Annotated in this window: 11 protein-coding genes; 7 read left to right on the top strand and 4 right to left on the bottom strand. The window is 44.9% G+C overall.

Annotated features, from left to right (window positions below; all coding sequences use genetic code 11):
• Positions 1 to 2: 2 nt before the first annotated feature.
• Together B2W60_RS11595 and B2W60_RS11590 are read left to right on the top strand one after the other, a co-directional pair.
• Positions 3 to 764, top strand: coding sequence for a lipopolysaccharide kinase InaA family protein (locus B2W60_RS11595; RefSeq protein ID WP_292360408.1), 762 nt, complete (start codon positions 3 to 5; stop codon positions 762 to 764).
• 14 nt (positions 765 to 778) lie between these two features.
• Positions 779 to 1,912 carry a glycosyltransferase gene (locus B2W60_RS11590; RefSeq protein WP_292360410.1) on the top strand — a complete coding sequence of 378 codons (1,134 nt, stop codon included), beginning with the start codon at positions 779 to 781 and terminating at the stop codon, positions 1,910 to 1,912.
• A gap of 21 nt (positions 1,913 to 1,933) precedes the next feature.
• Here the strand turns inward: B2W60_RS11590 and B2W60_RS11585 are convergent, their stop codons facing one another.
• On the bottom strand, positions 1,934 to 2,713 hold the full coding sequence (locus B2W60_RS11585; RefSeq protein WP_292360412.1) for an O-antigen ligase family protein: 780 nt from the start codon (positions 2,711 to 2,713) through the stop codon (positions 1,934 to 1,936).
• Positions 2,714 to 3,446: 733 nt separating this feature from the next.
• Here B2W60_RS11585 and B2W60_RS11580 point away from each other — a divergent pair.
• A complete protein-coding gene (locus B2W60_RS11580; RefSeq protein WP_292360413.1) occupies positions 3,447 to 4,370 on the top strand; it encodes a DUF6625 family protein in 924 nt (307 codons plus the stop codon).
• 64 nt (positions 4,371 to 4,434) lie between these two features.
• Complete coding sequence (locus tag B2W60_RS11575; protein WP_292360415.1) at positions 4,435 to 6,156, top strand: carbamoyltransferase family protein; 1,722 nt, start codon at positions 4,435 to 4,437, stop codon at positions 6,154 to 6,156.
• Between the two features lie 46 nt (positions 6,157 to 6,202).
• On the opposite strand, the gene B2W60_RS11570 is transcribed toward B2W60_RS11575, so the two are convergent.
• From B2W60_RS11570 to rfaP, 3 genes are read right to left on the bottom strand one after another with little or no spacing between them, the layout of a single operon-like run.
• Entirely contained in the window at positions 6,203 to 7,333 is a 1,131-nt protein-coding gene (locus B2W60_RS11570; protein WP_292360417.1) for a glycosyltransferase family 4 protein, read from the bottom strand.
• Positions 7,334 to 7,366: 33 nt separating this feature from the next.
• Positions 7,367 to 8,746 (bottom strand): lipopolysaccharide kinase InaA family protein, encoded by a 1,380-nt coding sequence (locus B2W60_RS11565; protein WP_292360419.1) that lies wholly within the window; start codon positions 8,744 to 8,746, stop codon positions 7,367 to 7,369.
• Positions 8,747 to 8,751: 5 nt separating this feature from the next.
• Positions 8,752 to 9,552, bottom strand: a complete 801-nt coding sequence (rfaP, locus tag B2W60_RS11560) for a lipopolysaccharide core heptose(I) kinase RfaP (protein ID WP_292360420.1) — start codon at positions 9,550 to 9,552, stop codon at positions 8,752 to 8,754.
• 115 nt (positions 9,553 to 9,667) lie between these two features.
• Between rfaP and B2W60_RS11555 the strand changes: the two genes are divergently transcribed.
• Genes B2W60_RS11555 through B2W60_RS11545 form a run of 3 tightly spaced genes read left to right on the top strand, consistent with a single transcriptional unit; the run spans position 9,668 to position 12,227 of the window.
• Complete coding sequence (locus tag B2W60_RS11555; RefSeq protein ID WP_292360423.1) at positions 9,668 to 10,231, top strand: D-sedoheptulose-7-phosphate isomerase; 564 nt, start codon at positions 9,668 to 9,670, stop codon at positions 10,229 to 10,231.
• Complete coding sequence (locus B2W60_RS11550; protein WP_292360425.1) at positions 10,228 to 11,427, top strand: FAD-dependent oxidoreductase; 1,200 nt, start codon at positions 10,228 to 10,230, stop codon at positions 11,425 to 11,427. The genes B2W60_RS11555 and B2W60_RS11550 overlap by 4 nt, the downstream gene beginning before the upstream one ends.
• A complete protein-coding gene (locus B2W60_RS11545; protein ID WP_292360427.1) occupies positions 11,424 to 12,227 on the top strand; it encodes an aldo/keto reductase in 804 nt (267 codons plus the stop codon). The genes B2W60_RS11550 and B2W60_RS11545 overlap by 4 nt, the downstream gene beginning before the upstream one ends.
• Positions 12,228 to 12,299 lie beyond the last annotated feature (72 nt).

The raw sequence follows: 12,299 nt of genomic DNA, 5'->3' as shown, positions 1-12,299 counted from the left end.
AGATGGCTATTTTCAATAAAAAAACCAGCGCTTTTATCAATCGTGTTTATTGGTCGAGTCGCAGAGCTTTATCTTTTGAACGCGTTTGGTCTTTACCCAAAAACTGGTTTGATGCACCTAATGAAGCACGCGGTGGCTGGAGTGGCGTGACACGTACGGAGTTTGATACCCGTAAAGGCATAACCAAGGTTTTTGTGAAACGCCAGCAAAATTACTACAGCCGGACCTGGCGGCATCCGTTCAAAGGAATCCCCACGTTTCAAAAAGAGCTGGAAAATATTCAGCAACTGAAAAAACTGAAAATCCCCACGTTAAACCCATTGTATTTTGGCAAACAAGATGACCGTGCCGTTTTAATCACCAAAGCGCTGGATAACTACACCTCTCTGGATAACCTTGACCCGACACAGCTGACCAAGGAAAAACGCTATCAACTTATTCGCAAGCTTGCCAAACTGACACGTAAGCTGCACCGCTCACATTACGTGCATAATTGTTTTTACTCCAAGCACGTGTTTGTTAAGTTAAACAAAAAAGGCAAATGGAAGATTCGTCTGATTGATCTGGAAAAACTGCGCTGGCGTTTCAGTTCAAAACTGGCGATGAAACGGGATTTATCCAGTTTTAATCGTCATGCAGATCACCGCTGGACTTTAAAGGATCGTTTGTATTTTTTTAAAGCCTATCTGCAAGTCGAGAAGCTTCGTGCCAAAGATAAAAAACTCTGGCGTAAACTGACGCCTCGCAAGCAACGCACGCATTAGCGGAAACGTAGACTATGACCAGCATCGAAAACACTAAGCAAACCCCGTACATTCTGCATATCTGTCACAGTTACTACGACCCCTTTCTGGATTGCGCGCGCCAATATGCCGTGCTTTTTAAAGACACACCTTATAAAGTGATTACCGTATTTTTATCAGGTGAACCCGATCCGCTCGTGGCAGAAAAAGCCTGTTCTGATGAAGTGATATTCCTTAATTACAAAAGCAAACAATTAAGTGGGCTCAAGCTTGGCATCATCAGAAAAATCCATCAGCTTGCCAAGCAATACAACTTTGTTGCCTGCATCGCACACCGAGCGAAACCAACTTACATCGCAGCTCTGGCGACTCATTTGCCCATCTTGAGTATCCGACATTCTTTTGGTGACTTTGATCGTCCCGGACGTCGTTTTTTAGTCAACTTTTTTAAATCACGTTTAACATTATTAGCAGTTTCCAATGCAGTGCGAGATGAAATCCGAGGTCATTTGCCGGATTGGCCGGAAGAAAAGATCCAAACGCTCTACAATCGTATTGATGTTGAGTTAGTACAAAGTGAGCTTTTGCCAAAACCTGAGGCCAGAGCAAAACTCAATCTTTGTATGGATGATTGGATAGTGGGAAGTGTCGGTCGCATTCACCCTGACAAGGATCCACAAACCCTAATCCGTGGATTTGCAAAAGCCTTACCCTCTCTTCCAGAGAATGCAAAGCTTTGTTTAATTGGTAAAGGAAAACTGGAAGCAGAACTTAAAACACTAGTGCTAGCACTCGATATTGATAACCATGTTTTGTTTCTTGGTTCGGTTGCTGAAGCCAGACGCTACTTTAAGGCATTCGATGTATTTGCTTTGAGTTCAGACCGCGAGCCTTTCGGAATGGTGCTTCTTGAAGCCATGGCAGCAGACTTGCCCATAATTTGCACCGATTGTGGCGGTGGCGCTGAAATCATTGATGGAATTGGTCAGTTATTTAAATTCAGAGACATTGATGCACTGAGCGATGCTTTAATCAAAACAGCTAACGTCGAAACCTCAATAGCCAACAAACAAGCCATTAATAGCAGACTGGAAACCTTATTCTCCGACTCGGCTGTTAAACAGGCATTTTGGTCTAATTCCCGGATTTCACGCCTGTTAAACGCTTAAGACAAATCAGCTGCTACGTTCTTATTGGACATCCGGAGAGTCATTCCGAACTGACATTTTATTGCTGCTGATTTCATAGATAGCAATAACCAGTAACGGCATCCAGAAAATCAGCCATTGTGAATTCATCCGCGTCAATATGCCATGACCAAATGTGATACCTAAAATACAGGTATAGATAAAGACTATCGCGGCAACTTTAACAATAAAAATATTCCGCATTTTCCATGCAGCAGACAAGGTGGTGACGATGAGGAGCAGATGCAAAAAAAGTCCCGCCAGCCCCATTTCAACTAAAGAAGCAACATAGGTACTATGATAGTGATACCAGCCATCAACATAATCGACGGGTGAAGAAATGGGTACGTTCGACCCACCACCATGACCGAGAAAAAGGTGTTCTTTCGCCCGTTCTATAAAACCAAACCAAAGATCTAACCGGTAACTCTGGCCTCTCCCCATCTGTTCCTGAATAAAGGGGAGCGAATATAACAGTGTTATTACACCAATAATTCCACTTGTTAAGATAACACTTATTTTTATTTTTAATGATTGTTGCGACACCATCACAATAAACAAAGAGAGCATTATCGTTGCTGCAATAGGTGTTCTGGATTGGGTAAGAACAACCGCACCCAACATCAATACATATGCGAGTAAAAACATACCTCTGAATACTGGCTTGAACTGATTAAACTTATCCAACAAAATGGCCAGTATGGTTAATGCTGTTGCCCCATACATTGCTGCGGCCCAAAGTGGATTCCACAATCTGCCCATTCCAAAAAATCTGGCAGACATGTCTTCTCCATTGATTGCATAGAAAACAAACAAATTGATTAATAAACTGATAACAGCAGCAACAATTAAAATGTTGACTACAGTAATCATCCTTTTTGACTGGCCGTTGATCACGTACAAAAAGACCAATGCAAAAAAAATCAAATACAAAAAAGTTTTGATGTCTTTGAATTTAGCAGAAAAACCGAGATCATTAGACCAGGCGATACTAATCAGGAAGAGCAAGGCATAAAATGAGGCTGACATTAATACTTTGGAGTTTAACAGGCTTCTGTAGTTAATTTTCTGAGCAAAAATCAGCCAGAAAGCACTTAATACGATTGATAGAATAAAGAATTGATAGTGTTGCTTGCCGGTGGGAGAAAGAAAAAAACCCGCTAGCCATATATTCATTAAAACGAAAATAGTTTTTTCAGCAGCAGGAAAACTTTTTAAGCGATTCAGCATTTTATTAACATCATATTATTTCGAGGTTCTACACACTGTTTAAATGAAAGTTAGGCTTATCATCTGGGCGCTAACGGTTCCTAATTCAAATTGACGTTTTAAACGAATGCCAGCAAATTAGTTTAAAACGAAAACACTTCATTTAAAGAGGTTATTATCTCATATTATTTATACTGGTAGCTTGGCAAAATAAGCTGGCAGAACTCATAGCTGTTCATCCAGAGCATACAAATTAAACTGTTTTTGAAGTCGATTTAATCATCAGCATTTTTATAGGTAACTTTTTTTGAAACAACCGACAATTGTGATTGTTATCCCCTATTTTGGTCAATGGCCGGAATGGTTCGAGTTATACCTCGAAAGCTGCAGTCGTAATCCGGGCATCCACTGGCTTTTTTACACCGACTGTGGTGAGCCGATAAATCAGTGCTCAAATGTCAGCTATGTGCCTATGACTTTTGAAGAATATAAACGCTTGGTAAGTGATCGTTTAGCCATCCATTTTAATCCTACAAGCCCTTATAAATTATGTGATTTGAAGCCTGCCTTAGGGTTTATTCATGAATCAGATATTAAGGATTATGATTTTTTTGCTATTGGGGATATTGATATTATCTATGGTCAGATAAGAAGCTTTATTACTGACGATTTACTGCAAAAATACGATGTTATCGGCACACATAACCGCCGTCTTTCAGGGCATTTCGCTATTTTCCGCAATACGGATAAATATCGACAGGCGTTTCGAAAAATCCCAGATTGGCAGAAATTAATGGAAATGGACAAACATCTCGGCCTGGATGAATCAAAATTTTCCAAGTTGTTTGTTCGCCATAAAAATCACCCATTGTGGTTACGCAAGTTGTGGTCTTTCAGCTCGCCTTATCAAAGACGGGTTTTATATAAGGAACAGTTTAGTACGGTTCTCTCACCAATTAAGTGGCTTGATGGAAGTTCAGATCATCCTCAACAATGGTTTTGGAAAGATGGTCACCTGACCAATGACAGAGATAACAGGGAATTTATGTATCTCCATTTCATGAACTGGAAATCGAATCGCTGGTTACCTAAAAATCTACGTGATGCGCCAGCGGCATGGTCTTCACTGGATAAGCTGGTGCAAATTGATATCAATCAGGCCCGTCAAAATGGTTTCCAGATCTCCCCGCAGGGGTTTACGCCGATTAATGACGGCCCTCTGACAGGTTAAATGGTCTCCCGCCCTCCACGCTTGATATACTGAACAACATTTTTACGCAACTCGAAGATAATTTATGATCGTTTTAGGCCTTTCCGGCGCGGTAAACCACGACGCCTCAGCTGCTTTGTATATTGATGGAAAACTGGTGGCAGCTGCCGAAGAAGAACGCTTCCTGCGTGACAAGCATGCCAAGGGCAAGATGGCTTATGAAGCCACCAGATACTGCCTTGAACAGGCCGGTATCCGCCCTGATGAGATAGATATCGTCGCGTTTCCTTATGCGCAGATTGGCCTGCAATCACCTGCTCGCTGGCATTATGCCAAACGTCACTGGTATGCACCTGACAGAGCATTGACTGCTTTATTTTCCGGTAATCGTCGTTACTGGCGTAATCACAAAAACGTGATGAAACTGCTGGATGATTTAGGCATTGATTCAAAGCGCGTTAAATTTGTCCCGGTTGAGCATCATCTGGCCCATGCCAGCAGCGCTTATCATCTGAGTGGTTTTCTGGAAAAAACCGCGATTATCGGCATTGATGGTAAAGGGGAATATGCCACCACGTTTTTCGGTTATGGCGAAAACGGCAAAATACACAAAATCAAAGAATTTTATGATCCCGATTCACTCGGCGGTGTTTATGGCGCGATGACCGAATATCTCGGTTTTGAAATGCTTGATGGTGAATTTAAAGTCATGGGCATGGCACCTTATGGTGATCCCAACCGTTTTGATTTCTCACGTTTGATTCATTGTGAAAATGGCGAGTTCAAGGTCAACACCAAACTGGTCAATACCGTTGGTTTCCGGCGCTATAAAAAAAATGGCAAAGGTTATTTCTTCAGCCCCGAACTCATTGAATGGCTGGGCCCGATGCGTGAAGGTGATGAAAAGGACGAGCCCTATATTGATTATGCCGCCAGCATTCAGGCATTGCTGGAAAAATGTGCTTTGCATCTGATTGATTTTTACCTGGGCGATATTATTCGTGAAACGGGTAAAGTCGCTTATGCCGGTGGGGTGGCATTAAACGTCAAACTCAATCAGCGCATTATTGCCATGCCCGGTGTCAAAGAATTGTTCGTGCAACCGGCTTCCAGTGATGCCGGTACGGCCATTGGCGCGGCCAGTTATGCTTCACAACTGGCTGGTGTGCCAGTGGAAAAAATGGATCATGTATATCTCGGCCCATCCTATACCACCCAGCAATGCATTGAAGCCTGTGAACGCTATACACAGCCGGTCAGCTGGCAATATTTAAATGATGTGTGTGCCGACACGGCAAAAATTCTGGCTGATGGTAATCCGGTCGCCTGGTTTCAGGGTCGTATGGAATTCGGGCCTAGAGCGTTGGGTAATCGTAGTATTCTCGGTTCGCCAAATCATTCAGGCGTTGCTGATCGCATTAATGCCCAAATCAAATACCGTGAACGCTGGCGCCCCTTCTGCCCGAGTATGCTGGATAAAGTGGCGCCGGAAATTCTGCAGACTGATCATCCCAGCCCGTATATGACCTTTACCTTTGATGTGGCGGAAAGCTGGAAATCACGTATTCCGGAAGTCGTGCATGAAGATGGAACTGCTCGGGCTCAAATCGTGACCCGTGCAACCAATGCACGTTATTACGAACTAATTGAGGAAATGGAAAAACTCACCGGCAACGCGGTAGTGTTGAACACATCACTAAACCGTCGTGGTGAGCCCATGGTTTGCAGTCCTACTGATGCATTGAATATGTTCTATGGTTCGGATCTGCAATATCTGGTGATGGAAGATATTCTGGTCACCAAATAAGTTTGATGAATGGATGACAAAGCCCGATTAGGGCTTTGTCATTTTTTTATCGTTTTTTCTCAGCCAGCTCTAAAATCAACTCCGCAGCGCGCTGCGGCATGCTATACAAATCATGTGTGGCGGCATAATCCAACGCATTTTGTGACAGTTGCTGCAGGCGTTTTTTATCAAGCATCTTAGCCAACTGTTGTGTAAAAGCTGATGTATCTTCCGGCTGGTCGATACATTCACCACCGTTTGAGTCTTCAACATAATTGGCATAACCACAGGCACTGCTGACCATACTGGGCAGGCCAGCCACCATGGCTTCGAGAATCACGGTGCCGGTATTTTCAGAACGCGCCGGGTGTAAAAATACATCTGCCGCCAATAGCCATTTCGCTACATCATCGCGTCCACCCATAAAATGGGTTCGTTCAGCGACATCCAGCTTTTGTGCCAGTTGTTCAAAGGGTTTGGCATTATCTTCACCCACCACATACAAATGTGTTTTTTCACGTAACGCCTGTGGTAAAGCGGCCATGGCTTCAATGGCAAAATCAGCGCCTTTGCGTTTAAAGCCGGAGCCTATCATCAGCAGTAAAAAGTCATCAGCATTTAACGATAATTGCTGGCGAAATTGCTGACGTTGTATTTGCCAGTCATCCGGACGCACTCTATCTGGATCGATACCGGGCGGCAGGTCGACCAGTCTTTCCGGTGGCGTCTGATAATACTGCTCAAACAGTTTGCGCTGTACCGATGAGATCATCATTGATACGGTGTGGCTTTGTGGTCCAAAAACGGCCCGTTCCCAGGCTTCGTAGAATCTTACCCGGCCAAAAAGCTGTTTGACGATATAGCTTGGCTCTTGCCTGACCCGCGCCAGATAACAGGGGTCGGCCGCGTAATACAAATCCAGGCCCGGCATTTTGTTAAACCCAATCACCAGATCATAATGACCGGCAGCAATTAATGGCTGCGATTTATTATAAAAATCGCGTACTTTGGCATGATTTGTCAGCCCTGAAACTGAAATTGGTATTTGGTTAAAACCGGGAATGGGATCGCCTTGCCATTCAATGTAATACACATCAATGTTATCTCCGGCATCACGACGGATTTCCAGAATCCGCCGAAAATCACGCGCCAGGCCGCCATAGGCAAAATATTTATACAGGCATACCGCCAGTTTCATAAATGCGTTCCGTTTAACACTGTATGACTACCTTTATGCTTTGATCGCTTTGGTTAACAGGTGACGCGTTTCACCTACCGGCCAATTGCGTAAAAATCGTTGCTGATCCTCTCTATGTAAACGCTTGAAACCGGTTTTTGTGATTTGCTGCATCGCGTCCAAATCAATCAGCCAGATTTTTTGCTGATTATCGACCAGCCAATTGGTGGCTTTTAAATCGCCATGATAAATATGATGGCGACGTAACTGCTCAAATAATTCGCTGATTTGCTGAATCATTTCAGGATGCTGAATTTCTGAATCATCCAGCTCTGCCAGAGAACGTCCGACAATATGTTCACAGATAAAATAGGCTTTTTGCCGCAGGCCAAGAAATCGTTGTTCCACAAAGCCTAAAGGTCGCGGGGTGGCAATGCCCAGATATTCCAGCAGATTGGCATTGTACCAGGACACATTGGCGCGACTTTTTCGCAGACAACGCCGTAAAAAATGTAACGGCGTTTTCATGTTATAGCGTTTAATCACCACCGGCTGTCCCGCCAGTTCACTTTTGACAACAGTTGCAGAGTTGCCTTTTTTCAGAGAGATTCCATCCTGCATGGCTTGATTTAATAACGTTAACGGCTGCTCTGTTAAAGCGGTAGATAAATTGCCACGCCAGGCCGCTTCGATCATTAGCGATTTTCGATAGCGTGTCATAGTGCAGGATCGAAACTGCTTTTTCAGATAATGCGTTTGCCGATAAAGTCGAGCTTTGCTGACCTTACCAAGCAACTGTTGTTCAACAATCGGATCCAGCACCATATTTCGAGCCGCAAAATATGTCGGTAAGGCGTTCAACAACCATTCCTGCTGATGCAATGGAAACTGGGCAATTAACCGAGACAGATTGTTCAGGCAAGTCACCATTTTCAGTGGCTTCTTTTGTATAACCACTGACGCTAAATCCAGTAAATATAATGTGTTATTGGATAACACAAAGTTATCCAGATGCGGATCCTGCTGATAACACCGCTGATGATGGCAACGTCCAAACAAATCAAATAATGCTGTAAGTGGGAACGCGTCCTCTGATAATTCATTTAAGGTGACTGCCTTTGGCAAAAAGGCATAGATAATAAAGCTGACACCCTGCTGATCTTCGGTATTATGTAATATCTGTGCTACGGCAATATCTGCTTGCATGCAATGTTGATGCGCTTTCAGTTCGCGTTGATATTCCTGCTGACCTTTGCCTTGCGCGGCAAAGATTTTGAGCACAAATTCGCCACTGTCATTGCTGGCATGTAAAACAATCCGCCGTCCGGCCAGAAAACGTAACATTGATTGGATTTGGTATTTCGTCCCACCCAACTCAAGTTCAACCGGAAAAGCGACAGGTAATTCTTTTAATAAATTTTGAGCACTCAGCATAACCATTATTCCGCCAGCAACTTCTGCGCGCGACGCTCCACCTCACGCCATAAATCGGCCTGCTCTTTCAGCATCGTACGCAAGGGTAAGCCTGAATAAATCTGCATAAAGCGTAATTTGTCCCGTTTAGTCAAAGGTACTCTGGAAGCCGAAAAATACAGGCTTCCCAGATCTTTTATCTGCCAGCGTTTCGGTGTTTTATGTCTGATGGTCGCACGGTGCAAATCAATCAGATACACCGGCGTGTTGTCATCGAAGGTATTGTTCTCGGCAAAGCGTTCATCCAACAGAAAATGACACAGATAAAAATCGCGGTGATTCATGCCGTTTTTATGCATGGTGCCCGCCATGTTGGCCAGCTTGCGGATAAGCGCCTGTTTGGTGGCAAAACCCGGTGGCCGTTGTTGCCATTGCTCGCCAACATATTCCAGGCTCATGGTATTCACCAGATCATCAGTAATTACAAACGAACGTAATGCCGCCGGATTAATGCCCTGTTCGCCATAACCGGCCAGCGTCATGGTTTCGATACCGTGTTTTTCGAGAAAGTGAATCGCCTGCCATTCATTGCGGGCACTGATAATTGGCAAACGCATTTGCAGCAGATTTTTAATGATTTCGGCCCAGCCGACACCTTGATGATATTTCAGAAAATACGAGTGATCATTCAGCTCGAAGCGCAAGGTCCGGCGGCCTTCCTTATCACGAAAGATCTCACCGTCAATGTTGGCCACAACATCAAACACCGGTTTATCGGCCCAGGCCCGAGCCAAATCTTGTCGCAAATAACAGGAATTCTTTTTCATTAAGGCCATCTAAAGGCTTTGCCAAGCAGTGAGTTGTGCGATCGCGCACAGCGTTTTGTTACACTGTTTGCAGGAAACCACAAATACTACCACTAGAGCCGAAATGAGGTAAGCCGTGTCATTTAAATCCACCTTGCAACGCCACCAAAAGATGATTGAAAGCTTGTTTGAAATGGAGCCTCAATTAAATGATTTATTGGCCCTTATCAGCGACTGCGTGCTGAATGACAATAAAGTATTGTTCTTCGGCAATGGCGGCAGCGCTTCTGATGCCCAGCATCTGGCGGCGGAATTTGTGATTCGTTATAAAGAAGATCGCAGACCGCTGGCCGCAATTGCGCTGACGACCGACACCTCAATTCTCACTGCACACAGCAACGATTACAGCTTTGAAACCGTATTCGATCGGCAAATTCAGGCGCTGGCCCGACCCGGCGATGTGGCAATTGGTTTATCGACTTCCGGTAACAGTGCCAATGTCATTAACGGCATTAACACTGCCAAAAAAGCGGGTTGTGCAACCATTGCCTTTACCGGCCAAAGCGGCGGACAGCTTAAAGCTATCGCTGATCATTGTGTCTGTGTCGCCGATACCGAAACCGCCCGGGTTCAGGAAGGCCATATCCTGATTGGTCACTGGTTATGTGAAGCACTGGACGAGAAACTCAGCAACGCATGAGTCAAAACATCATTACAGCAGACGTCGTTATAGTTGGTGCCGGCATTGCCGGATTATGGCTGCATAATCGGCTGAGCCAGTTGGGTTATCACTGTCTGTTGCTGGAAAACCAGAAAATTGGTCATGCTCAAACCTTGAGTGCTCAAGGCATTATTCATGGCGGCAGCAAATACGCACTAAATGGCATTTTATCTAACGCCGCGCAAACCATCAGCGGTATGCCCGCCCGCTGGAAAGCCTGTCTGCAAGGCAACGGTGAAATTGATTTATCCGACGTTAACGTGTTTACCGAACATCAACTGCTCTGGTCCACCCAAAGCCTGTCTTCCAAAATGGTGTCGTTTTTTGCCAGCAAAGCGCTACAAAGCCGGATGCAGAATATCCCTAAATCTGAGCGCAATGGTTTGTTTGCCGATGACGGTTTTAAAGGCGCGTTATATCAATTGGATGAACCGGTGCTGGATGTCACCAGTTTACTCAAAGCCTTAATCAAACCCTATGCCGCAACGATTTTAAAAACGCCTGACAGCATACTGGAATGGATAAAACATGATGGCAACATTACCGCCATGCGTTTTGGTGATGAACTGGAAATTCAGGCACAGCAGTTTGTGCTTACTTCTGGCGAAGGTACAGGCGAGATATTAGAAAGCCTGCAACTGAGCAAACCCAAAATGCAGAAACGGCCATTACAAATGTTGCTCTGCAAAGCTAAAGATCCGGCTAATCCTTTACCGCAGATTTATGCCCATAGCCTCGGCAGTGGCAGCAAACCAATTGCCACCATCAGCAGTCATCCCGATAAAACCGGCAATATCGTCTGGTACCTCGGCGGTAATATTGCTGAAGAAGGTGTCGGCAAAGATCCAGATAGTTTGATTGAGGAAGCATGCGATTTACTTAAACAAATCCTGCCGTGGTTTACCCTGCCGGAACTGGAATGGACCACCCATAATATTAATCGCGCCGAACCAAAACAAAGCGGTTTTGCACGTCCCGACAGCGCCTATGTCAGCAGTCGTAACAATCTGCATATTGCCTGGCCGACCAAGTTAGCTTTATCACCCGATCTAGCCGATAAAGTCATTGAAGCGCTGGCAAAGCAAAAGGTGCAAAAAACGGTGCATCCCGAGCAGCATATTTTGCCCCTGGCACAACTGGCCGAACCGCTTTGGGATCGGGCATTTACTAAATGAACAAGCTACCTAAAAAAAATATTCCCGGCACCCAATTGGATGTTTCTGTGCTGGGGCTTGGCACCGTCAAACTGGGACGCGATAAAGGTGTTAAATACCCCGAATCGTTCACCATTCCTAATGATGAAACCGCCCTCGCCTTAATGCAGCAAGCCTGGGATTTAGGCATCAATCTGATTGATACCGCACCCGCCTACGGCAACAGCGAACAACGTCTCGGCGAGTTATTGCCACAACTACCGCACGACTGGATTATCTGCTCCAAAGCCGGTGAACAGTTTGATGCCAATACCGGTGAGTCACATTTCGATTTTTCCCGTGATGCAATTATTAGAAGTGTTGAACAAAGCCTGCAACGTCTCAAACGTGAGGTGATTGATATTGTATTGATTCACTCCGACGGCAACGATGTGCCGATCATTGAACAGCATCGGGCACTGGAAACCCTCAATGAGCTTAAACAACAAGGTCTGATTGCTGCCACCGGCATCTCCAGCAAAACCGTCGACGGCGGCCTGCTCGCCCTGCAAAAGTCCGATATCGTCATGGTCACCCATAACCTCGCCTATCAGGACGAACAAATCGTGATAGATACGGCTGAACAGCTCAATAAAGCCATCTTTATCAAAAAGGCCTTTGCCAGTGGGCATTTGCCAGCCAACTCAACCAAAGACAGTGTCAGTGCCAGCTTTGAAATGATCTTTGCTAACCCGGCGGTGGCTAGTGTGGTGGTTGGGACGATAAATCCGTTGCATTTGGCTGACAATGTGGCTAAGGCTATTCGGGCTTTTGATAAGTAATTAACCACAGAGACACAGAGGGTACAGAGTTTTTTTGGGGTTAATATTTATCCGCAGATTTCGCAGATGGAC

Origin of the sequence: Methylophaga sp. UBA2496 (assembly GCF_002341635.1) — a bacterium.
Taxonomy (GTDB): Bacteria; Pseudomonadota; Gammaproteobacteria; order Nitrosococcales; family Methylophagaceae; genus Methylophaga.
This window is presented reverse-complemented; position numbering and strand designations above follow the sequence as displayed.